This window comes from Aggregatibacter segnis ATCC 33393 (genome assembly GCF_000185305.1).
GTDB lineage: Bacteria > Pseudomonadota > Gammaproteobacteria > Enterobacterales > Pasteurellaceae > Aggregatibacter > Aggregatibacter segnis.
Map to the genome: position 1 here is coordinate 858916 of NZ_GL622200.1, position 25737 is coordinate 884652.

The 25737-nt window shown below is 39.3% G+C and carries 23 protein-coding genes and 2 pseudogenes; 11 read left to right on the forward strand and 14 right to left on the reverse strand.

The genetic code is table 11. The features are described 5' to 3' along the window. Positions 1-2: 2 nt before the first annotated feature. Entirely contained in the window at positions 3-1721 is a 1719-nt protein-coding gene (locus HMPREF9064_RS05325) for a penicillin-binding protein activator (protein ID WP_006717985.1), read from the reverse strand. Positions 1722-1797: 76 nt separating this feature from the next. On the opposite strand from HMPREF9064_RS05325, the gene rsmI reads away from it, so the two are divergent. Further along, positions 1798-2646, forward strand: coding sequence for a 16S rRNA (cytidine(1402)-2'-O)-methyltransferase (rsmI, locus tag HMPREF9064_RS05320; protein ID WP_006717986.1), 849 nt, complete (start codon positions 1798-1800; stop codon positions 2644-2646). Between the two features lie 130 nt (positions 2647-2776). Here the strand turns inward: rsmI and glpK are convergent, their stop codons facing one another. Continuing rightward, complete coding sequence (glpK, locus tag HMPREF9064_RS05315; RefSeq protein ID WP_006717987.1) at positions 2777-4276, reverse strand: glycerol kinase GlpK; 1500 nt, start codon at positions 4274-4276, stop codon at positions 2777-2779. A gap of 34 nt (positions 4277-4310) precedes the next feature. After that, entirely contained in the window at positions 4311-5105 is a 795-nt protein-coding gene (locus HMPREF9064_RS05310; RefSeq protein WP_006717988.1) for an MIP/aquaporin family protein, read from the reverse strand. Positions 5106-5423: 318 nt separating this feature from the next. Between HMPREF9064_RS05310 and HMPREF9064_RS05305 the strand changes: the two genes are divergently transcribed. Beyond that, complete coding sequence (locus HMPREF9064_RS05305) at positions 5424-7013, forward strand: glycerol-3-phosphate dehydrogenase/oxidase (protein WP_006717989.1); 1590 nt, start codon at positions 5424-5426, stop codon at positions 7011-7013. 250 nt (positions 7014-7263) lie between these two features. Then, entirely contained in the window at positions 7264-8601 is a 1338-nt protein-coding gene (locus tag HMPREF9064_RS05300) for an NAD(P)/FAD-dependent oxidoreductase (RefSeq protein ID WP_006717990.1), read from the forward strand. A gap of 90 nt (positions 8602-8691) precedes the next feature. Here HMPREF9064_RS05300 and HMPREF9064_RS05295 read toward each other — a convergent pair. The 3 genes and pseudogenes from HMPREF9064_RS05295 to HMPREF9064_RS05285 form a co-directional block, all read right to left on the reverse strand. Beyond that, a pseudogene (locus HMPREF9064_RS05295) lies at positions 8692-9174 on the reverse strand (NAD(P)H-dependent oxidoreductase); the annotation flags it as partial. A 122-nt stretch (positions 9175-9296) separates the two neighbouring features. After that, on the reverse strand, positions 9297-9779 hold the full coding sequence (locus tag HMPREF9064_RS05290) for a hypothetical protein (RefSeq protein WP_032997852.1): 483 nt from the start codon (positions 9777-9779) through the stop codon (positions 9297-9299). A gap of 28 nt (positions 9780-9807) precedes the next feature. Further along, entirely contained in the window at positions 9808-10899 is a 1092-nt protein-coding gene (locus HMPREF9064_RS05285; RefSeq protein WP_006717993.1) for an IS1595 family transposase, read from the reverse strand. A gap of 249 nt (positions 10900-11148) precedes the next feature. Between HMPREF9064_RS05285 and HMPREF9064_RS09895 the strand changes: the two genes are divergently transcribed. Further along, the gene (locus HMPREF9064_RS09895) at positions 11149-11325 is read left to right on the forward strand and encodes a hypothetical protein (protein WP_006717994.1); all 177 of its coding nucleotides are present in this window, start codon (positions 11149-11151) and stop codon (positions 11323-11325) included. An 86-nt stretch (positions 11326-11411) separates the two neighbouring features. Here the strand turns inward: HMPREF9064_RS09895 and HMPREF9064_RS05280 are convergent, their stop codons facing one another. From HMPREF9064_RS05280 to HMPREF9064_RS05265, 4 genes are all read right to left on the reverse strand, one after another. After that, the gene (locus HMPREF9064_RS05280) at positions 11412-12200 is read right to left on the reverse strand and encodes a hypothetical protein (protein WP_006717995.1); all 789 of its coding nucleotides are present in this window, start codon (positions 12198-12200) and stop codon (positions 11412-11414) included. Beyond that, entirely contained in the window at positions 12181-13611 is a 1431-nt protein-coding gene (locus tag HMPREF9064_RS05275; RefSeq protein WP_155811785.1) for a restriction endonuclease subunit S, read from the reverse strand. The genes HMPREF9064_RS05280 and HMPREF9064_RS05275 overlap by 20 nt, the downstream gene beginning before the upstream one ends. A gap of 29 nt (positions 13612-13640) precedes the next feature. After that, positions 13641-15662 carry an N-6 DNA methylase gene (locus tag HMPREF9064_RS05270; RefSeq protein WP_006717999.1) on the reverse strand — a complete coding sequence of 674 codons (2022 nt, stop codon included), beginning with the start codon at positions 15660-15662 and terminating at the stop codon, positions 13641-13643. 139 nt (positions 15663-15801) lie between these two features. Continuing rightward, positions 15802-16137, reverse strand: coding sequence for a helix-turn-helix domain-containing protein (locus HMPREF9064_RS05265; RefSeq protein ID WP_006718001.1), 336 nt, complete (start codon positions 16135-16137; stop codon positions 15802-15804). 105 nt (positions 16138-16242) lie between these two features. On the opposite strand from HMPREF9064_RS05265, the gene HMPREF9064_RS05260 reads away from it, so the two are divergent. Continuing rightward, positions 16243-17277, forward strand: coding sequence for an IS1595 family transposase (locus tag HMPREF9064_RS05260; RefSeq protein ID WP_032997854.1), 1035 nt, complete (start codon positions 16243-16245; stop codon positions 17275-17277). Continuing rightward, positions 17277-17714, forward strand: coding sequence for a hypothetical protein (locus HMPREF9064_RS05255; RefSeq protein WP_006718004.1), 438 nt, complete (start codon positions 17277-17279; stop codon positions 17712-17714). Before HMPREF9064_RS05260 ends, HMPREF9064_RS05255 begins: the two co-directional genes overlap by 1 nt. A 28-nt stretch (positions 17715-17742) precedes the next feature. Here the strand turns inward: HMPREF9064_RS05255 and HMPREF9064_RS05250 are convergent, their stop codons facing one another. Then, positions 17743-18240 (reverse strand): hypothetical protein, encoded by a 498-nt coding sequence (locus tag HMPREF9064_RS05250; RefSeq protein ID WP_032997855.1) that lies wholly within the window; start codon positions 18238-18240, stop codon positions 17743-17745. Between the two features lie 83 nt (positions 18241-18323). Further along, positions 18324-18446 (reverse strand): annotated as a pseudogene (locus HMPREF9064_RS09765) (FMN-dependent NADH-azoreductase); the annotation flags it as partial. A gap of 202 nt (positions 18447-18648) precedes the next feature. On the opposite strand from HMPREF9064_RS09765, the gene sohB reads away from it, so the two are divergent. Continuing rightward, positions 18649-19707 (forward strand): protease SohB, encoded by a 1059-nt coding sequence (sohB, locus tag HMPREF9064_RS05245; protein WP_006718010.1) that lies wholly within the window; start codon positions 18649-18651, stop codon positions 19705-19707. Positions 19708-19766: 59 nt separating this feature from the next. Here sohB and HMPREF9064_RS05240 read toward each other — a convergent pair whose 3' ends face one another. Next, positions 19767-20642 carry a fructosamine kinase family protein gene (locus HMPREF9064_RS05240; RefSeq protein ID WP_006718012.1) on the reverse strand — a complete coding sequence of 292 codons (876 nt, stop codon included), beginning with the start codon at positions 20640-20642 and terminating at the stop codon, positions 19767-19769. Positions 20643-20881: 239 nt separating this feature from the next. Here HMPREF9064_RS05240 and thrS point away from each other — a divergent pair, with 239 nt between their 5' ends. Beyond that, a complete protein-coding gene (thrS, locus tag HMPREF9064_RS05235) occupies positions 20882-22813 on the forward strand; it encodes a threonine--tRNA ligase (protein ID WP_006718014.1) in 1932 nt (643 codons plus the stop codon). A 104-nt stretch (positions 22814-22917) separates the two neighbouring features. Here the strand turns inward: thrS and HMPREF9064_RS05230 are convergent, their stop codons facing one another. Beyond that, on the reverse strand, positions 22918-23697 hold the full coding sequence (locus tag HMPREF9064_RS05230) for a ferredoxin--NADP reductase (protein ID WP_006718016.1): 780 nt from the start codon (positions 23695-23697) through the stop codon (positions 22918-22920). 349 nt (positions 23698-24046) lie between these two features. Between HMPREF9064_RS05230 and infC the strand changes: the two genes are divergently transcribed. The 3 genes from infC (at position 24047) to rplT (ending at position 25358) form a co-directional block, all read left to right on the forward strand. Continuing rightward, a complete protein-coding gene (infC, locus tag HMPREF9064_RS05225) occupies positions 24047-24544 on the forward strand; it encodes a translation initiation factor IF-3 (protein ID WP_442542257.1) in 498 nt (165 codons plus the stop codon). 207 nt (positions 24545-24751) lie between these two features. Next, on the forward strand, positions 24752-24949 hold the full coding sequence (gene rpmI / locus HMPREF9064_RS05220; protein ID WP_005542274.1) for a 50S ribosomal protein L35: 198 nt from the start codon (positions 24752-24754) through the stop codon (positions 24947-24949). 55 nt (positions 24950-25004) lie between these two features. After that, entirely contained in the window at positions 25005-25358 is a 354-nt protein-coding gene (gene rplT, locus HMPREF9064_RS05215; RefSeq protein ID WP_005596075.1) for a 50S ribosomal protein L20, read from the forward strand. The last annotated feature ends 379 nt before the right edge of the window (positions 25359-25737 follow it).

Consider the following 25737-nt stretch of genomic DNA (forward strand, 5'->3'; position numbering starts at 1 on the left):
ACTTAGTTTAATACTTGGATGCCACCATTTTGGTATTGGAACCAAGTCATATCGCGTTCGATATTACAGTTTGGACCGGCGCTTAATTTACCGGTTAAACCGTCAATTTGATAGCCGGGGACTTGGCGTAATTCATTGAAATGATTGATAAGCAACCAAGCATCTGCGCCCATTGCGTATAAACGCATGAGAGAGTAATCGCCATTCGTATTGTTGGCAATTTTTTGATATTGGGCGGAATCCGTATCTTTAAAGAACGGAATATCGCTGAATTGTAATCCGTTCATCAATAAACGATATTCAGTGCTGTTATTGGAAGAGTTGCTACGTGAGCTGGCATACAATTTGATGTTGCTACCGCTGTTATCAATAACTGTTTTTAAATCAGCCAACTCATCACTTTTAGCCACAACATATAATCCTTGTAGATTTTGACCTTGTAATGCAACGCCGACATCTGCAGATTGATTGTAGTATTTGATATTTGCATCCGTACCAGCCAATTGTTGCCAACGTACGTTAAATGCAGTTGCGGTGCGTTGTCCTAAATCATTTTGTGGTACAGCAACCATCGGTTCACGAATACCGTCTGCCCACATTTTATTGGCTGCAGATTCCGCCTCATCTTCCGGAGATAGACCGTAATAGCACACTTGACCGATTGCACGGGCATTTTGTGTTGCATTTAAGGTTAACACGCTTAGATCTTGAAGTGCGGATGGATTGTTGAGAAGAGTATCAACGTTTTGTTTCAATAACGGACCGATAATCGCACGGGCACCGGCTTGTTTTGCTTGAGCAATGATGTCATTCACCGGTGTTGCCACAGTGTCATAAAATTCTACTTGAACGGAGGTGTCACCGCCTCTTGCCGCATCAAAACCGGATTTGATCGTGTTGCCTAGAATTTGACCATTACCGCTTAAAGGTAAAAGTAAGGCCACTTTGGTTAAAGAAGTTTGTTGGAAATTAAACAAACCTTGTAACTCTGTCGGGAATAGATAAGCTGCAGTGTGATTTGAATAAGAGGCTTTCCAGTTTTGTAATGCTTGGCTTAATTGTGTCGGTTGATTGATATTGTCGTTATACGCACGGGTTAATGCCAACCAGCCGGCTAAAGCAAGGTTGCCTTCATCTTGTGTGTTATTGATGATGCCACGATTTGCACTGCGTAATAACGCCCAAGTGCGGTCGTTATTTTCTTGTTTTCTTTGTACATCGCTAAGCACTTGATCCATTTGAATACGAGCTTTTACTGCTTCAATAATGTCTGCTTTATTTTCTGCAATGCGTGCTTTTACAGCATAATAACGACCGGTTTGAGATGGGCTTAGTTGCGCTAAATTCACGCTTTTTAATACGTTTGCTGCACTGGTATTATCGTTTTTTACTGCCGCGATATGTGCCTCAATAAGAGATTTATCGACAAGTTGATCCGGGGTGAGATCTTTTAATTCATTTAATAAGGCTTGTGCTTGAGGGATTTTATTTTCAGTTATCAAGACACGCGCTGCCAACAATTTATAGGTTTGTTGTTCTTCTACTTTTTGTGTTTGCTCGATTTTGTTCATATAAAAATCGGAACTGGCATTCGCATCCTCTTTTAGCATGTTAGCGGTATTGCCACCAAAAAAACTGGTAGTACAACCCGCTAATAACAGCGTAAAGAAAAAAGGCATTAATCCTTTTTTAAAATTAATGCGTTGTAATAGAATAGGCATAATTACTCCATTTGTTGAAACAATTGGGGCGATCTTACTTATGTCACTCACTAAAAGCAAATAAAAGAAACACGAAATGAGCAATTCAAACGGAATTTTATACATCGTCGCTACGCCGATTGGTAATTTGCAGGACATCACTCAACGGGCATTAGAAATCTTTGAAAAAGTCGATTTAATTGCCGCGGAAGATACTCGCCACAGTGGACTATTGTTAAGCCATTACGGCATTAAAAAGCCGTTTTTTGCTTTGCACGATCATAATGAGCAACAAAAAGCGGGCGCGTTGGTGGAGAAGTTATCACAAGGCACGAATATTGCGTTAATTTCTGATGCGGGCACGCCACTGATCAGCGATCCCGGATTTCATTTAGTGCGTCAATGCCGCCAAGCGGGAATTCAAGTTGTGCCGTTGCCGGGCGCCTGTGCGGCAATTACCGCGTTATGTGCTTCGGGGATTGCTTCTGACCGTTTTTGCTTTGAGGGGTTCTTGCCGGCAAAAAGTAAAGCACGCTTGGACAAACTAAAAAACGTGGAGAATGAAGACCGCACTTTGATTTTCTATGAATCGACTCATCGTATTTTAGACAGCCTTGCGGATATGCAAACCGTGTTTGGCGGCGAGCGTTATGTGGTGCTGGCGCGTGAAATTACGAAAACCTGGGAAACCATTCATGGTGATAATTTGGCGGAGTTGTTGGTTTGGTTACAAGAAGATCCGAATCGCACTAAAGGCGAAATGGTGCTGATTGTTGAGGGAAAAACACAAGAAGAAAACAATGATGAAATTTCTCCGCAAGCGGTAAAAGCCCTTGAATTGATTAGTCAAGAATTGCCATTGAAGAAGGCAGCGGCTATTGTAGCGGAGCTTTATGGCTATAAGAAAAATCAGTTGTATCAATTCGGATTGGAGTTTTTGAGTTAAAAGTGCGGTTGGTTTTTTAAGTATTTTTTATCTTGAAAATCGCGAAATACCATTTCCGTTTTCTTCTATATAAAAAGGCGAGAGGAAAACCCCTCGCCCATATATAAAAGATGTAGGAAGGTTAAATTTTTTATTCCTCTTCCCACGCCAATGCACGCTGAACCGCTTTCTTCCAGCCTTGGTAAAGTGCGGTGCGTTTTTCCGGTGTTTCTTTCGGTTCAAATGTCCGTTCGACAATAGCTTTGCCACGCAATTCTTCCAAGTCTTTCCAGAATCCTACCGCAAGTCCGGCGAGGTAGGCGGCGCCGAGTGCAGTAACTTCACGCACTTTTGGACGCTCAACCTTCACATCAAGAATATCTGCTTGGAATTGCATTAAGAAATTATTGGCAACGGCACCACCGTCCACGCGTAAAGCCGCTAATTTTTCACCACTGTCAGATTGCATCGCATCTAATACTTCACGGGTTTGGTAGGCGATGGCTTCTAGAGTAGCGCGGACGATGTGATTTCGGTTAGCACCACGGGATAAACCGACAATCGCACCACGTGCATACGGATCCCAATATGGCGCACCTAAACCGGTAAAGGCAGGTACCACATAAACGCCATTGGTATCTTTCACTTTGGTCGCGAAATATTCGGAGTCGGCACTGTCGTGAATTAAACGCAATTCGTCACGTAACCATTGGATTGATGCGCCACCCATAAAAATAGAACCTTCTAAGGCATAGCAAGGTTCGCCTTTGGCATTACATGCGATGGTGGTGAGCAATCCGTTTTTAGATTCGACCGCTCTGTCACCCGTATTCATCAACATAAAGCAGCCGGTACCGTAAGTGTTTTTCGCCATACCGGGTTCCACACATAAATGGCCATAAAGCGCGGCTTGTTGGTCTCCAGCGATACCCGCTACCGGAATCCGCACACCGCCTTTACCCCCGATGTTGGTTTGTCCATACACTTCAGAGGAATTGCATACTTTCGGCAACATGGCTTTTGGAATATCTAATAACTCAAGCATTTTGTCATCCCATTGCTTGGTGTGGATATTAAACAGCATAGTACGAGATGCGTTGGTATAGTCGGTGACATGGGCGCGACCTTGGGTCAGTTTCCAAACTAACCAAGTATCCACGGTACCAAACAACAATTCGCCTTTTTTCGCCCGTTCTCTGGCGCCTTCAACATGATCCAAAATCCATTTGATTTTTGTACCGGAAAAGTAAGGGTCAACGACAAGTCCGGTGGTTTTACGAATATAGCTTTCGTGTCCATCGGCTTTTAATTGGGTACAAATATCGGCAGTACGACGACATTGCCAAACAATCGCGTTATAAATCGGTTTGCCCGTTTCTTTTTCCCAGACGATGGTGGTCTCACGTTGGTTCGTGATCCCGATGGCGGCAATTTTATCGGAGGTAATGCCTGCTTTAGCAACGACTTCGTTTAATGTTGAGCTTTGGCTTGCCCAGATTTCCATCGGATTATGTTCAACCCAGCCCGCTTGCGGATAAATTTGGGTAAATTCACGCTGTGCCACTTCGACGATATTGGCATTTTTATCTAATAAAACCGCACGGGAGCTTGTGGTGCCTTGGTCGAGAGCAATAATGTATTCTTGAGTCATGAGTTTCTCCTTATATAGAAATAAAGCGGGTGAACTAGGATTCGCCGCAGTTACACGGTAAATTTTTACCGATAAAACGTTGGTATCCCCAAGCGCCAAGCAAGCCACCGACAATTGGTGCAATTAAAGGGACGAGGACATAAGGAATGGCTAAACCACCAGTGAGCGCAATGTCGCCCCAGCCGGCAAAATAGGCAAATAATTTCGGGCCAAAGTCACGCGCCGGGTTCATGGCAAAGCCGGTTAATGGACCGGTTGCACCACCGATGACGGCAATAAGTAAACCAATCAATAGGGGAGCCATAGGACCTTTAGGTACGCCGTTGCCATCATCGGTTAAGGCTAAGATTAAGCCCATTAAAATGGCGGTAATCACTGTTTCCACTAAAAATGCTTTGTAAAATGTGATGTGTGGATGTGGATAGGTTGAGAATACATTGGCAACACCAACGGTTTCTCCGCGAACGATATTTTGTGCGGCTTCCGTTGCTGCAAAAAGATCTTGATAAAGCAAATAAATCAACGCAGCGGCAACAAATGCACCGGCCATTTGCGCGATGATGTAAGGAATAACTTTTTTGCCGTCAAAGCAAGCAAATTTCCATAAAGCAATGGTTACCGCCGGATTTAAGTGAGCTCCCGATACGCCGGCAGTACAGTATACCGCCATAGCGACTCCGATCCCCCAAACAATGGATATTTCCCAAAGTCCGAAGGCTGCACCTGCTAGTTTTGCTGCTGCGACACAACCGCAACCAAAGAAAATAAGAAGACCTGTACCTAAAAACTCCGCAATACAAGCACCTTTAAGTGTGTGATTTGTAGCCATAAGCTCTCCTTAATAAGAAGGAATTGATAAGAAGCATTTCGTTTTAAAACAGAATGCGGCGTCAAATTAATGAATAAATTTTCGCCAAGCAAACAAAAATAGTTTAATTTGTGAGCAGGATCACAGAATATTTAATCGTTTAAGCAAACGTTTGCGTAAATTTTAGAATGTTTGAGCGTTAATCGTGATCATGATCACAAATTTAGAAATTTATATTTTCTTTTGTTTCCTTTATTTTCGTTTGATGTGATAAAATGAGCATAAACGAACATTTCGTATTAAAAGTAAACAATTCGATATCAATCTTCGAGGTGAAAAATGCAAAGAAATACGCAGCTTGAAAACGTAAAAAATACAGCGCAATGGGATTTTATTGTTGTTGGTGGCGGTGCCAGTGGTTTAGGTATTGCTTTAGACGCAGCATCACGTGGCTATAAAACATTGTTATTGGAAGGCTATGACTTTGCAAAAGGTACATCAAGCCGTAGTACTAAATTAGTACATGGTGGTGTGCGTTATTTAGCTGCAGGCGATGTCGCTTTAGTAAAAGAGGCTTTACGTGAACGTGGTCGTTTAGCAAAAAATGCCTCCCACTTATTTAAAAACCAAAATTTCATCATTCCTAACTACAATTTTATTGATAGCGTGAAGTACCGCATCGGTTTAGGTTTATACGATTATTTATCCGGTAATTTAAGTTTAGGTAAAACCATTGCCATCAGTAAAAACACCACAATGCAACGTTTGCCAACCTTAAACGGTGCAGATTTGAAAAACGGCGTAGTGTATAAAGACGGTCAGTTTGATGACTCCCGTTTAGCGGTGAATATTGCACAAACCGTTGTGGAACAAGGCGGTACCGTGTTGAATTATGCGAAAGTAACCGAATTGCTCAAAGATCAACAAGACAAAGTCAACGGCGTTAAATTTACGGACGAATTAAGTGGCGAACAATATAGCGTACAAGGTACTGCGGTGATTAATGCTACCGGTGTGTTCATGAATGATATTTTATCTATGGATCACGGTACTGATAAAAAATTCGTCGTGCCAAGCCAAGGGGTGCATTTGGTATTGGATAAATCCTTCTTACCAAGTGATGACGCATTGATGATTCCAAAAACCTCTGACGGTCGTGTATTGTTTGCGGTGCCATGGCATGAAAGATTAGTGGTTGGTACAACGGATACGTTGGTTAATGAGCCGTCTTATGAGCCGGTTGCTTTAGAACAAGAAATTCAATTTATTTTAGACACTGCCGGTCAATATTTAACGAGAAAACCAACACGCGATGATGTGTTAAGTATTTTCGCCGGCCTTCGTCCGTTAGCCGCGCCGGAAAAAGCCGGTCAAAGTACCAAAGAAGTGTCTCGTAGCCACAAAGTGGTGGTCAGCGACAGTGGTTTAGTGACCATTACCGGTGGTAAATGGACGACTTATCGTCAAATGTCTGAAGACACTGTAGATGAAGCATTAAACGTACATCCGCAATTAGCGAAAAAACCATGTGTTACAACGAATTTGGCGATTCACGGTAAAATTCCGGCAGAACAAGTGGATTTGAAAAATCACTTGTATATTTACGGTGCTGACATTCCGGCAATTAAAGCATTGGAAGCTGAACATCCGGAAATGGCGGAAAAAATTCATCCGCGTCATCCAAATACTGTTGCTGAAGTGGTTTGGGCGGTGCGTGAAGAAATGGCACAATCTGTTGAAGATGTTCTTGCACGTCGTGTTCGTTTATTGTTCCTCGATGCCCGTGCAGCCATCGACAGTGCGGCAAAAGTGGCAAGCGTCATGGCAAAAGAATTGGGTAAAGATGAACAATGGCAAAAAGAACAAGTAGAAGCGTTCTTAAGCATTGCGAAACATTACTTGCTCGTGGATTACGCGCCACAAAACTAATTTTCATTTTTTTCCTGAAGTTAAGATAAAAGGCAACATCATGTTGCCTTTTTCTTTTTTACTATTGCATGACGGAATATCGAAAGGAAAGTGCGGTGAAAAATAATGTTATTTTTACCGCACTTTTGTTTTCATTTACCTAACAGAAATGAGGTATTTTCTGACTTTTCTAAATCGCGTTTAAGAAAAATGGCAAAACCAGTGTTAAAATATTGTTAATTAATTTTTATTTTTTAGTTTAGAGGTATTTATGAAAAACATCGTCATTGTCGGTGGTGGCGCCGGCGGGCTTGAGCTTGCCACCCATTTAGGCAATAAACTTGGGCGTAAGAAACGTGCCAATGTCACCTTAATTGATCGCAACCAAACTCATTTATGGAAACCGTTGTTACATGAATTAGCGACAGGTGCATTGGATGACGGCGTAGAAGCATTAAGTTACCGCGCCCATGCTCACAATCATTATTTCAACTTTGAGCAAGGTTCCATGGTTGGCTTAAATCGTCAACATAAATATGTGGAACTGGCGCCGGTTTATGGCGACGACGGCGATATGATCGTGGTTTCCCGCCGCATTCCTTATGATTATTTAGTGATTGCCATTGGCAGCAAATCTAATGATTTCAACACAAAGGGGGTTGAAGAAAATTGCATCTTTTTAGATAGTCCGGCACAAGCCATGCGCTTTCAACAAAAAATGTTGGCGCTTTTCCTGAAATTTCGTGAAAACCAAGTATTGGACGATATTGGTGAGACGGAAAGTAAACAGGAGTTAGTACAAGACGGCCACATTCATATTGCGATTGTGGGGGCCGGGGCAACGGGCGTGGAGCTTTCTGCAGAGCTGTATAATGCTGCAGAGCACTTGTCTTCTTATGGTTATGGGCAAATTGATAGTAGCCGTTTAAACGTGACTTTAGTCGAAGCCGGCTCCCGTATTTTACCGGCATTGCCTGAACGCATTTCCAATGATGCCACGGAAGAACTCCGCAAATTGGGCGTGGATGTCAAAACCAATACGATGATTGTTGAAGCGGAGAAAAAACAGTTGGTGACAAAAGACGGACAACATATTCCGGCGGATTTAATCGTATGGTCGGCAGGCATTCGCACTTCAGGCATTACGAAACGTTTTGACGGATTGGAAATCAACCGAATTAACCAATTAGTCGTGAAGAAAACCTTGCAAACCACAAATGACGACACGATTTTTGCCATGGGCGATTGTTGTTTCTTTATGCAAGAGGATGGCAAACCGGTGCCGCCAAAAGCCCAAGCCGCGCACCAAATGGCAAGTCGTTGTGCGAAAAATATCATTGCTTTATTTGATAACAAGCCATTGAAAGATTTTAAATATAACGACAAAGGTTCATTAGTCTCTTTATCTGAATTTACCGCATTTGGCGCTTTAGGTGGCAAGATTACCGGCGGTTCTTCCATGACCATTGAAGGTAAAATCGCACAATGGATGTATGTCTCCCTTTATCGCATGCACCAAGCGGCATTACATGGTTGCTTTAAAACCGGTTTAATTATTGTGGTAGGGCACTTGAATCGTTATTTAAGACCGTCATTAAAACTACATTAATAAAAATGTGGGAAAACATGACCGCACTTTGCGTTAGATTTTAGCTATAAAAAAAGCACCTTTATGATGCTTTTTTGTTTTGAGTGTTATTTAAAGTGCGGTCGCAATTTTATCAATTTCTGCTTTTGCTTGCACTTGTGCTTTTTCGATGGCTTCCGGACCAAATCCAATGCCTTCCACATAAACGAATTGCACATCGGTAATACCGACAAAGCCTAAGATAGCTTTCATGTATGACGTCACCAAATCTGTTGGTTGATTTTGATGAAAACCACCAAATGCCGCTAATACCACGGCTTTTTTACCTTTTAATAAACCTTCCGGGCCTTTTTCAGAATATTGGAAAGTGACACGCGGACGTGCAATAAAATCAAAATAGCTTTTTAGTTGTGTCGGAATATGGAAGTTGTACATCGGCGCGTTAATAATCAACGTGTCTGCCTTTTTGATTTCCGCTACTAATTCATCAGATAACGCCAATAATGCATTTTCTTCCGCGCTTGTTGGTTGGCCGCGCAATGCCGTTGCGGCCGTTGCATCAAAATGCGGTAGTGGATTTGCGGCAAGATCACGGTATTATGTAGCAGTTGCACAAAGACCAAAATTTAACCAAAATCACACGAAAATGCCCTTATTTCGATAAGGGCATTGTTTTTACTATGAGTGTATTTTACAGAATTCTACTCATTTTTCCATTACTCGCTTTTCGGTTTTCTTCTAAACAATTTTTCACGTTGCTCCTCTAATAGCATTTGTTCCATTATCGTAGGATAGGCTTGCTCGCAAAGTGTAATATATTCGGGTTGGGTAAGGTGTTCCCTAATTTTAGTCGGACAACGTAGATAGATTTTATCTTCTGCAAAACTACTAATAATAGAAAGCATCTGATAAGGTTTCCCATCTTCGGTTTCAAACACTTCATCGGTAAATTGCATTTCAAATATTGCCACGACTGCCTGATTATTAGCGATTTCATAGGCTCCATAAAATATCAATGGATTACGGGGTAAAGTACTGACTTCTTTCGCAAGGTCTCGCAAATTGTGATAGAACAACAGATAGTCATCATCTTTTACGTTTGAATACATCTGAGCCAGTTCTCGCATAAAAGTTTTGAATGTTTCATAGTCCATCTTTTTTAAATCCACGTTAAGTGGCGTGTGTGTCATGGTTTCCATCATTGCTCCTTGTGTTGCTTTAAATTGTTTAGGCTACGGCTAAATATTGGTTATCGTTTGAGGCTTCCAAGCACAAACTTTCCAATCCGAATTTTGCCGTAGGTTTCTTATTTCCCTGCCAGTAACCCGTTAAATCTCGCGAAGGTCTGGCTTTCAAACAGCGTTTTAGCACGTTGTCGAATTTGTCTTTATCTGACTGGTAACGAAAATCCTCACGCCATGCGGCTTCATTGGCGTAGTGCATCATATAGTTATTTCCCATCTTATGATAAACGCCCATAATCATTCTTCTAAATCGGGCAAAGAAGGATTCAGCTAGGTTATTGGTGATGCCGTCAATCGAACAATATTCTTGGGAATGATTTACGCGCCATAAATCATAATGAAACGCCAAACCATCATAAGCAGGGTTTTCATCAGCACAAATTGTAGATTTGGGTACGACTAAGCGATGTGTTAAAGCAAATATATCATCAGCATTTTCCTCTTTAACTAACGCAACGAGTGTGCGGTCAGCTCCTTTTATTATTTCCTGATTTGCGGCTTGTTGGCGGAAAACCACAACGCAAGATTTATCTTTACGTTGATGGCATTTCTTGCGTCTATCAATTCGGCGGTGTTTAAAATTCTTTGGGCGAATGTAATGGTTCACATAACAGCCGTCGATATGAACGATACCTGTTAGCGGTGTAAAGTCTTGTGTCTTTTCAATTGCTTCACGAAGTTTATGCAGTAACGCCCATGAGGTTTTATATTGCACATTAAGGTAATGGGAAAGCTCAATCGCGGAAATGCCTTTGCTTTTAATCGCAAAATAGTAAATGGCTTCCAATAACTTTTTTAGGGAAAGTTTGGCATTCTGAAAAATCGTTCCGCTTTTAATTGAAAAGCGATACTGGCAATGTTTGCACTGCCATTGCTTACGAGAAGAAATAAAATAGGCTTTATGCTCAATCTGACAACGAGGACATTGAACAGTATGAAAACAATGAGAATTTCCCCAACGAGCATTTTTAAGAAGAATGAGTATTTCGGTATCAGATAAATCGTAAACAGCGAACGCAGAGAGATTGCGAAGTGCAGAAAGTAAAAGTGGTGGTGTTTTCTTGTTGTTTTTCATTTTTTTGTTCAACGTGCATAATCAACTCTCAACTTATTGTTTTTTTTAGTCAATAAGTCATGTTTCTCTTGTTAAATTGGTTGAACAAAAAATATAAAAATGGGAAATTTCCCGAAAAAGCAAACGAGAAGATTTGCTTAAAAGTCTGAATATTCTAGTTCAAAATTTACTCAGTTTGCAATAAAAAGATGCCCTTTAAAGCTCTTATCGCCATCACTATAACAGCAAGAATATTGATTAATTAAGGTTATGCGCCATGTGAATTTTCTTGTGTTGCAAAGTGTTAGCCAAACGTGGGAAATGAAAAATCGCCCACTTGAGAATCTCAAATCGGCTCAAGGCGTTTGGGTTTTGAATACCTATGAACACCACAAGGAAATCGTGGTAGAAATCAATAAACCGAAAGGTATAATGCTTGCCAGTTAGCCGAGTAATTGGCTTAGTGATTTACTGGGGCTTACTAAAAGTATTGAGCAAGACTATTATAAATGTATTCACACAACAATCTTATATTAAAGTCCAATAACTAATTGTCTCATTACTCTATACGCTGCTTCGTAAACTTTATTTGTATCTTTATCAGGGGCAATTTCCCCGTGAAATAAAGCATTCCTTAAATTATAAATTATTTCTAAAGTAGCTTTATAAATTAAATCTTCATTATCAACAAACTGATATTCTCCAATCTTTAAATAAGGTTCAGATTTTGTTAATAATGAAATCTTTTTTCTTGGATTAGCTTCTTCAAAAATTCCATTGATCTTACGTTTCTGAGAATCACTTAAATATTTAAATCTTTTGTCATGATTAAAATGCGCTAAATCATACTCGTTGTGAGTGTAGCATAATAAAGTTTTACTTGAATTTTTCACTGTAACAGTGACTCTTTTTATACCAACTCTTTCTAATTCAATATGAACGTAATATGAAATATTTCTATTAGAATAGTTTTGTGTTAAATTGCTTTTGTCTAGCTCCACCATGAATTCTTCAAAATATAGTCTATCTCCGCCATATACTATATGATTATTTAATAAACAATAATGGAAGTGGGCGAGATTATTTTTAAAGTACGAGCTATCTTCATTATTTCCATTTAGTAAACTTAAAAATCTCTTCCTAAATAAGCATTGTGGAGATGATTTTATTTCATTAATGGCTTCTCTATCTGTTTTTAAGTTAGGATAAGAATTTTTATACCAAGCATTAAATGAAATCCAACTTTTAACAAAATATGTGAAGTAATCTATATCAGATAATGACTTCCATTTTTCTATATTATCAGTGTACATTGCAGTCATTAGTTTGTTTTCCTTTTATAAAATCTAAAGCTGATTCTTGATCTTTTTCAATTGCTAACTCAACAGCTTTCTTAGCTTTTTCTAACAATCCTTTACTCTTAATACGTAAGTAATTAGATTGTCGGATTAAATCGGCGATTTGGGTTTGGATATTTGCATCAACTAAAGGTAAGGGAATGTTCAAAAATTCGTCTTTATTGATAGCCGTCAAAATTGTACCTGAGCAACCTTGTTTTAAAAGCTGCTGTATAGACTCGGATTTAAACAATATCAGCAAAGTTTCCGAATTAATTTTTTCAGACGACACCACATAAAAGCCAGTTGAACATAACGCCTGATGGTATTGTTCCGAGACGATGGCACAACTGGCAAGCGAGCCTTCAACACTTGAAACAATCACGTCGTTTTTACTGACTTTCCGTCTTGCCCTGCTTGGCAAATTGCATCCTAAATCCAAGCTTGCCCCTGTAATTTCCCCTAAATTTCCAATATTGGATAATTCAATATATTGGTATGTCTGATTATCTTTAGGCGTGTAATTCGCATCCTTCAATTTACAAGCCGTTCTTATCGGTTCGCAACCGTACGGATAAGCCTGAATCTTTTTCAGGTAACCTTCATACTTTTCCTGATAAAACTCCGCATCCAGCCTACCCGATCTACCAAAACTGTCGGAAAAGGATTTAACATTGACTGCTTGAGCGGGCGGATTAAAATCTTTTAAGCCTAAATGGTCTAAAAGCAAGTTTTGGGCTGCTTGGTACGTCTCTTTGGATTTTTGCAGTTTTTCAAATGCTGACGAAACAAGGGATTCAATTTCATCTTGAAATTCTGACGAGACTATTGGGATTTTTATTTTTCTAATACGCTCTATTGATAGTTTTGGTTGAGCAGTTCCTACTTTATTTCTTTCAATGTAATTTTGACCAAATTTGCTTTCTAAAAAAGAAAACAAATATTCGGGCTTAATTTTTTTAGTAATTAAGCGAACAGCATTTTCTGTTAAATTACAAATATCCAAATTAAATTTTACTATACCTATATCTCCAATAGAGTTTCCAACAATAGTCATCAATACATCATTATATTCTGTTTGATAAGCTTTTATTTCTCTATGAGTCAATAGTGAAATAGTTGGAGAGTTAGTGTAATCAACAAAACCATTTTTTATATCTTCTGCCCGTATATATGGTATTCCGCTTTTATTATTTAGAAAATCATGTCCTTCTGGCAATCGCTTCCCACCTTTTACGACAATAATATTTTTAGCTTCTTCAAAACCAAGTCTCGCAATTATTTTTTCTTCTTCTAAATAGATTTTTTTAAAGAACTCTGCATCAATACGGTAAGTAAAGTTATCTTCCAAAACTTCAGAGTAATTCAACACTTTTACTTCCAGCCCCTCCAACAATCGCTGATATTTCGCAACATCAAAGGGGCTTAGGACTTTCCCACAAAAGACAATTTTTCTTTTTTAGCAAATTCTAAAAAGGCTTCAGCTATCCCATCTTGAGTTTTGCCGTCGTGGTTAAACAGGTCGTGCTTAACGATTAAATGCCCGTGACTATCCAGCACGGGTGAACCATTTTCATTACGGACAAAGATTTTATCGCCGCTGTTGTCTTTACTCGGTTCTTGCATGGTAGCAAAGAAAATTGGATAGTCCTCCACTTTTGGACAAAGAGTGTCATGCCATTTTTGTACGAATAAAACGCTGGTTTTGGTGCCAGTATGTGGTTTAAATACGTTCCCATGCAAACCAACTACTGCAAGGATACGACAACGTTCTGCAATAAATTCGCGAATGGCTTTGTCAGAGCTGTTATTGAAACGTCCTTGCGGTAATACTATCGCCATGCGTCCGCCGTCTTTTAAAAAGTCCAAATTGCGTTCGATAAAAAGAATATCGCGTCCGACTTTAGTTTGCGTTTTGCCGTTCGGTTTCTTGCCTAATTCATATTTAGCTAAAATACGGCTTTCTTTTATATCGCCAGCAAATGGAGGATTAGCCATTAAAATATCGAACTTGAAATCCCTATTACTTTCATTACTTACTCGAAGCTGTCTAATTTTTTTCCAGCCTTCACCATAAGTATCTAGCCATTCTGTATCTCCTACAATTTCTTTTTTTGTATTACCTGTTTTTTCATCCCAACGTTCCCAATCTAAAGTATTTAGATGGAGAACATTCGTCTGTCCATCACCAGCAATGAGATTTAACGTTCTTGCAACACGTACTGCTTTTTCATCAAAATCTATTGCAAAGACTTTAGTGGTTACATAATCTGTACACTCAATAGGTTTTTCTTTACTGGTAAATAAATGGCTCTTATGTAATCCTTCCTCTTTAAGGATTTGTTCCCATACATGGAAAATGGTATGTACAGGGAAGCCACAACTACCAGATGCAGTATCAATTATGCTTTCATCCTTTGTAGGATTAAGCATTTTTACACACATATCAATGATATAACGAGGAGTAAAATACTGTCCTTTCTCGCCCTTGCTTGATTTACTTATTAGATATTCGAAAGCTTCATCGACTACATCTAAGTTAGAATTGAATAATTTCACATCTTGAAGTGATGACACACAAACCGATAAATGTGATGGCGTAAGTTGAATTTTTGCATCTTTAGAAAATACACCTTCCCATTTTTCATTCGCTTTTTTAAATAAAGATTGAATTTTATTTTTTAATTCAATTTCTGTATTACCATTATTTCTGAACTCTAAATATCGTTTTTCATTTCTTCCACTTTGCATTTCATCATAAAGTTTTGTGAAGATAAGTTTAAATACTTCTTCGAATACATCTATTCCTGCATTCGCTAGAACTTCATCCTCCATTTCTAGAATAAGATCTTTTAAAGATTTTCTTTCATTTACCAATTTATCATGTTTAATTAGGTCATGAATAGTATATTTTTCATTCAATATATCTGATAATTTTTCATTCACGTTAGGAATGTTAGATATATCTTCAAAATAGTTTGGATCTTTACGATGATAGAATGAAATAGATTCACCATTAGTCCAAACTCCCATAGGTGAACCCGTGGCATTACAATAAGATTTTAATTGCTCTTTACCATCTTTTATTTTTGGTTTTTTAAGTTCTACTATAATATAGGCTGATGTAATGTTATCTTTATCCCATATAATAATATCTGCACGTTTCTCTTCTCTACCAAAATTTACTGCACTTTCCACGCTTATTCTATCTATTGGATAACGGTATTTATTAATAAGAGTAGATAAATATAGCTGTCTAATAACCTCTTCAGGAGTTAGTTTGATTTCTTTTTTTCGGATAAGACAAGTGACAAAATAGACTGTTTTTTCTTTTTGTTCTTTTAAAATTATTTTTTCTTCTAATTCCCTAATTTGATCTTGCGTAAATTGGGTTAATTTATATTGACTATCTTTAAGGATGGTTTCTAATTTAATAGTGTTAGTCATTAGAAACCTCTCATAAGTTTTGAAAGGTTGGTATAATTAGGCTTGTAGGCTTGTAGGCTTGTAGGCTTGTAGGCTTGTAGGCTTGTAGGCTTGTAGGGACATTTTTTGTTCCTTATTGAGTTAATATCAAGTTAAATATTTATTGTTTATTGGAAATTTCTTTGAAAGAAATTGAGAAAGCATCTTTTAGGTTTTCAGGCATTGAGCGGTAGTCTGCAATCAATTTTTCTTCTTGTGCTGAAATCGAACTTTCTTGAGTTGCTGCTTGAAACATTGATCCATTTCCTGTGAGCAGCCAAGTTATACTGATTTCTAACCCCTTATGAATTTTCACTAGAGCATCTACATTTGGATCGCGTCCCTCATTCAAGTAATTCATTGCCGAACGATATGAGATTCCCGTTACATTAGAAAATTCAGTAACGGTCATATTTTTGGCTTCTAAGATCTGCTTTAAACGTTCAGATATGCACATTGTTTCATATTCCTATTGTAAAAAGTGAATGAATGTGATATATTGTACACAAACAATATGAATGATGTTTCATATTTTAGTTTAAGTAAGGTGTGATCTCAATATATGCCTCAACATTTTTCCCTTTCATGTAAGTCACGCAAGTTTTCGCCTGTCAAGATGGCACAGCTATCTGATAGCGAAGCGCGGACATTGCTATGCCAAATTCGTTGGGGGAGTGAGGAGAATGTGGTATGTCCGAAATGTAGCGTACAACATATTGCTTATCGCATTGCCAGTCGCCATCAATGGCGGTGTAAACATTGTCATCATACCTTTAGCGTCACATCAGGCACGATTTTTGCCGACCGTAAGTTATCTATTCAGACCTACCTTTACGCGATAGCCTTATTTGTTAATGCCGCTAAAGGCTTGTCTGCTTGCCAACTCTCGCGTGATTTGAATGTTCAGTACAAAACAGCTTTTACGCTTGCTCACAAAATCCGTGAAAGTTTACAAATTCAGAAACAGTTATTTCCGCTTTCAGGTGAAATCCATATTGACGGCACTTATGTTCATTCTGCTTCACGTCCTAAAAATAAGAAAAGTGAACGCGTGGACAGACGGTTGAAAGAAAATGCCAATCCTAATAAACGGTCAATTTTGGTGATGCGAAGCCGTTATACCGAAGAAGAAACCGTAGAAAACCCGTATTTAGTGGGCGCAAAGAAAACTTTAACCTTTCCGATTTTATCGGAAAATAGCCAAGTCGTGAATAAACTGGCAACAAGCTATATCAAGGCAGGCAGTCGTATTCATGCAGACGAAAATTCAGCTTATGACGAATTGATGATTCACTACGATTTACGCCGTGTGAACCATCAAAAAGAATACCGTAGCGATGAAGGTATAACAAACAACCTTGCAGAAAGCTATTTCAGTCGCTTTAAGCGTATGATTATTGGCACACATCATAAAATCAGCAATAAGTATCTTGATAACTATGCCAACGAATGTGCTTATCGAGAAGATAATCGCCGCGTGGATAATTTAAGCCTATTTAACAGCACGCTTGAGCAATGTCTTGCTACCGACAATACAACAGACTGGCAAGGCTATTGGCAGGGTAATCATAGACAAGCAGAAAGGTTAATAATGTAATGGGAAATAAAATCTACTTTAGCCAAATTCAGGCAAAAATCGATCGCTTGCAACGTGAACGAACACAGGTGCTAGAGCATCTCGAATTAGTCGAAAGAAAAATCCAAAAGCTCAACGATGCCCTTGAAGTGATGGAAGGTGAAGCTTTAACCGATGAATATGATACAGAGGTTTATTCATATCGAACCTACAAACATAGATTCCGTGGAAAATTAAGACCAATGGTCTTAGCGGTACTCAAAGCCCAACCCGACCATTATTTCACGGTCAATGAAATTACTGAGATTGTCTTAATAAAAGACAGACAAAACCCTATCGTTCGTCCGAAGCATACGGTTTCGGTGCGTGGTGCGTTAAAACATTGGCTGACAAAAGGTGTCGTAGAACGACTAGAAAGAGGCGTGACTGATGTCAAATGGCGACTAAAACAAAAATAGCGGTATTTCTACCGCTACTTATCCATTTTTACTCAAGAGGTTTTAATCGCCATTCAGAACGTCTGAAAAATCCTCGCTTTATTGTCCGTTTATGTAATTCAACTTCTCTCCGTTCAATAATTCCTTTCTTATACAGTTCTTTCAATACGCGAGCAACGGCTAATTCATGCTCTCTTTTAGGTGAAAAATAATCTTTGCCACTATCTAATGCCAAAGCCTCATTTGCAATCGAGTATAATGTTTTCCAACGTTCACTTTGCTTTAATACCCTTGCGACCAACAATTGAAGATTTTGTTTAAACAAACGAGGTTTTATTAGCCTTGACGCATTAAATTGTGTTTTGATTTGCCTTAAATCGAAATTGGGTTCGAGGTACATCAAAGTATTCTCAAAACAGAGTATTTTATCTTCTAAATCTGATTTCTGTTGTTCTAACTGAGTAAGCTGATGTTCAAGAATTGCTTTTTCTTTATAGCTGCTTTCAATTAATTTGCTAAATTGAGAAATAAGGTGGGATTCCGCCATAATAAAAATCTCCATTGAGTTAAACTTTCAATGGAGATTTTAGTATTTTCAATCGGTTAGGTCTTTGTGCAACTGCTACATAATACCGCAAGATCACGGATAACCACATTTTTGCCGGCAAGTTTGCTGACGAAATAATCGGATAATTGGTTGGTTTGTGAATTGTCTGTCAGAATGCTGGATTTTAAGACAAGAACATTGTTCATGTTATTTCCTTTTTGAAATCATTAAGTGAAAAGTGCGGTCATTTTAACGGGTATTTAAGAAAGATAAATAGGACTTTTTGAAAAGCATTATTAATGTTGGGTTAATAATCCTTTATTTTTCAGCTGGCCGCGAAGGTGGCATTGAGATAAGCGATACTTTATAATCCTCGACCTTATTTATTCTTACTAAGGAACAATTATTATGTGGTCTGATATTTTTGTCGGTTATGGCGTGTTTATTTTAGAAGTGATCACCTTGTTATTGGTGGTTGCGGCAGTGGTTGCCATGATCATTGCTATGAAACAAAAAAAAGCGCATTTACACGGTGAATTGGTGATTACCGATTTATCAAAAGAATTTGAGGAAAACAGCAAAATATTGAGCAACTTTCACCTCAGCGAAGATGAATTAAAAGAAGCGGAAAAAGCAGAGAAAAAGGCAGAAAAGGCGAAAGCAAAAGCCTTAAAAGCACAACGTAAAAAAGGTGAAGATACGGAATCCGAACGTAAACCAAGCCTTTATGTATTACATTTTAAAGGCGATATTTCTGCTTCAGAAACAGCGGCATTGCGGGAAGAAATCAGCGCCATTGTTCAGGTGGCGAAGCCAAATGATGAAGTGTTACTGTGCTTGGAAAGCCCCGGCGGTGTGGTTCATGGTTATGGGTTAGCCGCATCGCAATTAATGCGTTTGAAACAGCATAATATCAAGTTGACGGTTGCTGTGGATAAAGTGGCAGCAAGCGGTGGTTATATGATGGCCTGCGTTGCCGATAAAATTGTATCCGCGCCTTTTGCGATTATTGGCTCTATTGGGGTCGTTGCTCAGATTCCAAACATTCATCGTTTATTGAAAAAACATGATGTAGACGTGGATGTAATGACAGCAGGTGAATACAAACGTACCGTGACCATGTTGGGTGAAAATACCGAAAAAGGAAAACAAAAATTCCAACAAGAGTTAGAAGAAACCCACCAATTATTCAAACAATTTGTTTCGCAAAATCGACCGCACTTGGATGTAGAGCAAGTGGCAACCGGTGAGCACTGGTTTGGTCAACAGGCATTAAATTTGAATCTCGTGGATGAGATTATGACCAGCGATGATTTATTGCTACAAGCGATGAAAGAAAAACAACTTATTGGCGTGAAATATGTGGTGAAAAAATCGTTGCTACAGAAAGTAGGAAAGCAAGCAGAGGAGAGTGTTGATAATATCGCGTTGCGTTGGCTGAAGAAAAATGAGAGAACGCTGATGTAAGGTTGTGTCATACAAACAATAAGAAAGGGCATAGAGCCCTTTCTTTTTTTGTGTCGCCTTTAGCGATTTTCGTAACGTTGTAACACATCATGTACAAGCTTATTGGCAAGTGCCACATAGTTGCCATGGAAACGGCTACTGAAATTAAGCAGATGATAAAGCTGATAAATGATTTTCCGCTCTTGATAACCTTCATCTAACGGGAAAGTGCGGTGGTAATTTTCATAGAATTCATGTGGGAACGGCTCGAATAATTCGGTAAAGGCCAAATCACATTCCCGATCGCCCCAATAGCATGCCGGATCATAAGTCACGGTATGCCCATCAATATTCGCACAGTTTTCAATCCATAAGTTGCCGTGTAAGAGCGATGGTTTAGGTTGATGTTTGGCTAACAAGGTTGCTACGGCTTTTATGATTTCTTCTTTATCACCGAAATACAGATTCTTTTCCGCACAGAGCTGTAATTGCCAACCAATGCGTTGTTCACTGAAGAATGTTGCCCAACGAGAACCCCATTCATTCGGTTGATATTGCGGCCCGAGCCAGGTATCAAAAGATAAACCGTAATTTTCCGAACCTTGATATTGGTGTAGCCGAGCCAATTGGTTACCAAATTCCGCCATATTTTGTGGCGTATTAGGCTGCATTGCTAATCCTTCTAACAACAGAAAACTATGATTTTGCGAACAACCGACGCCATAGACTTCCGGCACACGAACGGTATTGGTTTTTGCCAGCATGATTAACTGATCCGCTTCGGCACGGAACATGGAGCGGTAGGACTTTTCATTCATTTTTACAAAGACAGGCTGAATGCCGTCATCAATGATCCAAGATTCATGCATTTCGCCGGTGTGAATTTTGGTTTTATTTTTGATGGAATAATACGCCCCGAATTGATCAGCTAAAACTTGAGAAATCGACTTCCACATACTCTGTTCCTTCTTTTCAGTTAATCATGTTTCTAGTGTAAAAGATTAAGAAAAAATTACTGTGACTCAAGTCAAAATTTAGGCATTTGGTTGTCATCCTAAAATATGCTAGAATTGCGCGCCGCACTTGGCTTGTCCGTTTGTAAGGATGATAAAAGTGCGGTGCTTTTTTAAAACGTTTTTTAACTAAATGAAACAAGCCACCTTGCGTATGGGTGACCACTGTATAAGGATGCATTATGCCAGTTATTACTTTACCTGACGGTTCACAACGTCAATTCGATAAACCTGTTACTGTATTAGAAGTTGCGCAAAATATTGGCGCAGGCCTTGCCAAAGCGACCATTGCCGGTCGTGTCAACGGCGAACGTAAAGATGCCTGTGATCTGATTACCGAAGATAGCACATTAGAAATTATTACTGCCAAAGACGAAGATGGTTTAGAAATTATTCGTCACTCCACAGCACATTTACTCGGTCATGCGATTAAACAATTATTCCCGGATGTCAAAATGGCCATCGGCCCGACGATTGACAACGGTTTCTATTATGACGTGGATTTAGACCGCTCTTTAACCCAAGAAGATATTGATGCCCTTGAAAAACGCATGTTGGAATTGGCCAAAACCAATTACGATGTGATTAAAACGCCGGTCAGTTGGCAAGAAGCAAGAGATACGTTTGAAAAACGTGGCGAGCCGTACAAAATGGCGATCCTAGATGAAAACATCGAACGTACTGCAACGCCTGCGCTTTATCATCATCAAGAATATATTGATATGTGTCGTGGCCCGCATGTGCCGAATATGCGTTTTTGCCATCATTTCAAATTACAAAAAATTGCCGGTGCCTACTGGCGCGGTGACAGCAAAAATAAAATGTTGCAACGTATTTACGGCACGGCGTGGGCAGATAAAAAACAACTGGATGCCTATTTGCAACGCTTGGAAGAAGCAGCAAAACGTGACCACCGTAAAATCGGTAAAGCGTTAGATTTATATCACATGCAAGAAGAAGCACCGGGCATGGTGTTCTGGCACAACGACGGTTGGACGATTTTCCGCGAATTGGAAACCTTCGTACGTACCAAATTAAAACAATACGATTATCAAGAAGTAAAAGGCCCGTTCATGATGGATCGCGTATTGTGGGAAAAAACCGGTCACTGGCAAAACTACGGCGATTTGATGTTTACCACACAATCGGAAAACCGCGAATACGCTATCAAACCGATGAACTGCCCAGGACACGTTCAAATCTTTAACCAAGGTTTGAAATCTTATCGTGATTTACCAATCCGTATGGCGGAATTCGGTTCTTGCCACCGTAATGAGCCTTCCGGTTCCTTACACGGTTTAATGCGTGTACGCGGTTTCACCCAAGACGATGCCCATATTTTCTGTACTGAAGATCAAATTGAAAGCGAAGTGACGAGCTGTATCCGCATGGTTTACGATATTTACAGCACCTTTGGCTTTACTAATATCTTCGTTAAACTTTCAACCCGTCCGGAAAAACGTATCGGTGCCGATGAGATGTGGGATCGCGCGGAGGAAGGTTTAGCCAACGCGTTGAAACACAATGGCCTTGAATATGAAATTCAAGAAGGCGAAGGCGCGTTCTACGGCCCGAAAATTGAGTTTGCTTTACGCGACTGTTTAGATCGTGAATGGCAGTGCGGTACTATCCAATTAGACTTTGCACTACCGGGTCGTTTAAATGCGTCTTATGTGGCGGAAGACAACGATCGCCGTACACCGGTTATGATTCACCGTGCGATTTTAGGTTCGATTGAACGTTTCATCGGTATCATCACCGAAGAATATGCAGGTTTCTTCCCGGCATGGTTGGCGCCAACGCAAGCGGTTGTGATGAACATCACCGATTCTCAATCTGAGTATGTACAACAGGTTGCGAAACAGTTATCTGATGCAGGTTTACGCGTGAAAACCGATTTACGTAACGAAAAAGTCGGTTTCAAAATCCGCGAACATACTTTACGCCGCGTGCCTTATATGCTGGTTTGTGGTGATAAGGAAATCGAAGCCGGCAAAGTGGCAGTGCGTACCCGTAAAGGTCAAGATCTCGGCACATTCACGGTGGAAGAATTCTTAGAGATTCTGAAAAAACAAGTGAGAAATCGTGACTTGAAATTGTTGGGTGAAGAGTAGTAACTCAAGGAATTTAATAAAAGAGGACAGAATATAACCAGTCCTCTTTTATAAAGAAGATAAGAGACAGAATTTGCAATAAAAAACGACCGCACTTTTAACGCTTAAAAGGCGTTTTCCATCATAATTTCACCGTCTTTATGTACCCGATGAAGTGCGAAGCCTTTGGCTTTTAATTTCTCGTAACTTTCTTTTACCATATTCGGGTTGCCACAAATTAAGAAACGGGTATCGGCTTTAGTAAAGGTGATATTTAACGCGTTTTCTAGTTCGCTGTTTTCTAATAATTGCGGAATTCTTTGGTTTAATGCGCCGGCAATTTTCTCTCGGGTAATGACCGGTTGATAGATGAATTTGTTGGCATATTTTCCCACAATAGCGTGGTCTTTTAAGTCGGCTAAATACTGTTCAAATACCAAATCATCTACATAAGAAACGGAATGCACTAAGACGACTTTATCGGCTTTTTGCCATAATGTTTCGTTTTCTAACATTGACAAAAACGGCGCAATGCCTGAACCGGTGGCGAGTAAAACAAGTTCTTTCCCCTGAGGAATACGGCTAACGGTAAAGAACCCGATAGGTTTTTTCTCTAATAATAAGCTGTCGCCTGCTTGCATTTGGTTAAAATGCCCTGACATGATGCCGTCTTCAATGAGGATGGCGTAAAAATCCAGATGATCCGTATTTTCGGCAGAAATCATGGAGTAGGCACGGGAAATGTATTCATCTCCTTGCATAAACCCTAATTTGGCAAACTGACCGGCAATAAAATCAAAGTCCTTTGGGCGAGTGATACTGAAAGAAAGTAGCTTGGGTGTGTGTTTTTTAACCCAACGCACTTTCTGTTCGGTAAAAGAATATTCTTTTTTGTGCTCGTTCATAAATAGCTCCTGATTCCTGAATTAAAAAATAAAAGTAAAACGGCAAAAGCGCCAATCGTTAGGTAGGTGATATTTTATACGACTTGGACAAATCTTGTTATGCTTTTTCGGAGTAGGTAATTGATTGTCGTAAAAGGTTTTAAAATCAATTTTCCTCAGCATTCGACTATTGCTTAACAAGGTAAAATTCTGTAGAATACGCCCCGTTTTTGCTCATTATTAGAGCAATTAAATATGAATCTAACTTCTGTTCTTGGCAACAAGAACAATAGTTTTTTGACTTAATTAATAGAGGAATATCATTATTAAAACCGTAAAAAAAGCACCTGCAGTAAATCGCCCGAATCGTATTAATGACGAAATTAGAGTAAAAGAAGTCCGCTTGATTGATCAGGACGGGGAGCAAGTTGGGGTTGTTGCGATTCAACAAGCATTAGAAATGGCGGAAGCCGCAGCTTTAGATCTTGTAGAAATCAGTCCAAATGCGGAACCACCTGTGTGTCGTATTATGAACTACGGTAAATTCCTCTACGAAAAGAGCAAAACAGCTAAAGAGCAGAAGAAAAAACAAAAAGTGGTGCAAGTGAAGGAAATTAAATTCCGTCCGGGCACAGATGAAGGTGACTACCAAGTTAAGTTACGTAGCCTAATCCGCTTTTTGGAAGATGGCGATAAAGCCAAGATTACTGTACGTTTCCGCGGTCGTGAAATGGCTCACCAAGACATCGGTTTTGATGTATTGGAGCGTGTGAAAAATGATTTAGCCGATATTTCTGTGGTTGAATCTGCGCCGGGGAAATTAGAAGGTCGCCAAGCAGTTATGGTGTTGGCACCTAAGAAAAAATAATTTTTTGTTCAGATTTCATCTGGATAACGGAATTTTCACTTCGGTGAAGATACAACGGTACATTGGGCACACTACGCAGCCTAATGACGTTTGAAAAGGGCAATTTGATTGCCTTGGTTGGAAATAATCAGTGCCTACAAGTAATCGCCTTAAAACGATTCGCCTGGTTATGTTGTTTAAACTTAAAAAATGCGGAGTTATTTAACAATGCCTAAAATTAAAACAGTACGCGGTGCTGCTAAGCGTTTCAAAAAAACTGCTTCTGGTGGTTTCAAGCGTAAACAATCTCACTTACGTCATATTTTGACTAAGAAAACAACAAAACGTAAACGTCACCTACGCCATAAATCCATGGTTGCTAAGTCCGACTTAGTATTAGTAGTAGCGTGCTTGCCATACGCATAAGCACAAACGTACGTCAGTTCATTTTAGTTAAAAATATTACATAGGAGATTAAATAATGGCTCGTGTAAAACGTGGTGTTATTGCAAGAGCACGCCATAAGAAAGTTCTTAAGGCTGCTAAAGGTTATTATGGTGCACGTTCACGCGTGTATCGCGTTGCTTTCCAAGCGGTGATCAAAGCTGGTCAATACGCATATCGTGACCGCCGTCAACGTAAACGTCAATTCCGTCAATTATGGATTGCACGTATCAACGCAGCGGCTCGTCAAAATGGTTTATCTTACAGCAAATTCATCAATGGTTTGAAAAAAGCGTCTGTTGAAATCGACCGTAAGATCCTTGCTGATATCGCAGTATTCGACAAAGTGGCATTTGCTGCATTAGTTGAAAAAGCAAAATCTGCACTTTAATTCGTTAAAGTTTAGGTAAAAAATTAGGACGCTTTAGGGCGTCCTTTTTTATGCGTATTTTTTAGATTTTATTGTTTTCGGCGTAATAGAAATAGAATCAGATTTTAATTCACTCTTTTAAAACTCACCTAAAATAGACCGCACTTTTTCCTTTTTCCAAAAAAGAAAAAACCGCTATCCAATTTCTGAATAGCGGGGAGGTCTTAAATATAAGAAAACTTTAAAAGACAACTGCATTTGCAGTGCACTAGCAATTGTTAAGACTAGGTATCTTTAAAATAGTTCAAATAAAAAAGAAAAATTTATTTTATTTTTTAGAAAATGAGATGAATCGCAAAAAGAAAAACGACAGATGCTGAATCACCTGTCGTTTTTTATG

What these genes read in the sequence shown, in the direction of transcription:
- sohB (WP_006718010.1), top strand. Translation starts at nt 18,649, where the DNA reads ATGTGGTCTGATATTTTTGTCGGTTATGGCGTGTTTATTTTAGAAGTG.
- rpmI (WP_005542274.1), top strand. Translation starts at nt 24,752, where the DNA reads ATGCCTAAAATTAAAACAGTACGCGGTGCTGCTAAGCGTTTCAAAAAA.
- HMPREF9064_RS09895 (WP_006717994.1), top strand. Translation starts at nt 11,149, where the DNA reads ATGCGCCATGTGAATTTTCTTGTGTTGCAAAGTGTTAGCCAAACGTGG.
- HMPREF9064_RS05230 (WP_006718016.1), bottom strand. Translation starts at nt 23,697, where the DNA reads ATGAACGAGCACAAAAAAGAATATTCTTTTACCGAACAGAAAGTGCGT.
- HMPREF9064_RS05265 (WP_006718001.1), bottom strand. Translation starts at nt 16,137, where the DNA reads ATGTGCATATCTGAACGTTTAAAGCAGATCTTAGAAGCCAAAAATATG.
- thrS (WP_006718014.1), top strand. Translation starts at nt 20,882, where the DNA reads ATGCCAGTTATTACTTTACCTGACGGTTCACAACGTCAATTCGATAAA.
- HMPREF9064_RS05290 (WP_032997852.1), bottom strand. Translation starts at nt 9,779, where the DNA reads ATGGAAACCATGACACACACGCCACTTAACGTGGATTTAAAAAAGATG.
- HMPREF9064_RS05280 (WP_006717995.1), bottom strand. Translation starts at nt 12,200, where the DNA reads ATGACTGCAATGTACACTGATAATATAGAAAAATGGAAGTCATTATCT.
- rplT (WP_005596075.1), top strand. Translation starts at nt 25,005, where the DNA reads ATGGCTCGTGTAAAACGTGGTGTTATTGCAAGAGCACGCCATAAGAAA.
- HMPREF9064_RS05255 (WP_006718004.1), top strand. Translation starts at nt 17,277, where the DNA reads ATGGGAAATAAAATCTACTTTAGCCAAATTCAGGCAAAAATCGATCGC.
- HMPREF9064_RS05305 (WP_006717989.1), top strand. Translation starts at nt 5,424, where the DNA reads ATGCAAAGAAATACGCAGCTTGAAAACGTAAAAAATACAGCGCAATGG.
- HMPREF9064_RS05325 (WP_006717985.1), bottom strand. Translation starts at nt 1,721, where the DNA reads ATGCCTATTCTATTACAACGCATTAATTTTAAAAAAGGATTAATGCCT.
- HMPREF9064_RS05270 (WP_006717999.1), bottom strand. Translation starts at nt 15,662, where the DNA reads ATGACTAACACTATTAAATTAGAAACCATCCTTAAAGATAGTCAATAT.
- HMPREF9064_RS05310 (WP_006717988.1), bottom strand. Translation starts at nt 5,105, where the DNA reads ATGGCTACAAATCACACACTTAAAGGTGCTTGTATTGCGGAGTTTTTA.
- rsmI (WP_006717986.1), top strand. Translation starts at nt 1,798, where the DNA reads ATGAGCAATTCAAACGGAATTTTATACATCGTCGCTACGCCGATTGGT.
- glpK (WP_006717987.1), bottom strand. Translation starts at nt 4,276, where the DNA reads ATGACTCAAGAATACATTATTGCTCTCGACCAAGGCACCACAAGCTCC.
- HMPREF9064_RS05260 (WP_032997854.1), top strand. Translation starts at nt 16,243, where the DNA reads ATGCCTCAACATTTTTCCCTTTCATGTAAGTCACGCAAGTTTTCGCCT.
- HMPREF9064_RS05240 (WP_006718012.1), bottom strand. Translation starts at nt 20,642, where the DNA reads ATGTGGAAGTCGATTTCTCAAGTTTTAGCTGATCAATTCGGGGCGTAT.
- HMPREF9064_RS05250 (WP_032997855.1), bottom strand. Translation starts at nt 18,240, where the DNA reads ATGGCGGAATCCCACCTTATTTCTCAATTTAGCAAATTAATTGAAAGC.
- HMPREF9064_RS05285 (WP_006717993.1), bottom strand. Translation starts at nt 10,899, where the DNA reads ATGAAAAACAACAAGAAAACACCACCACTTTTACTTTCTGCACTTCGC.
- HMPREF9064_RS05300 (WP_006717990.1), top strand. Translation starts at nt 7,264, where the DNA reads ATGAAAAACATCGTCATTGTCGGTGGTGGCGCCGGCGGGCTTGAGCTT.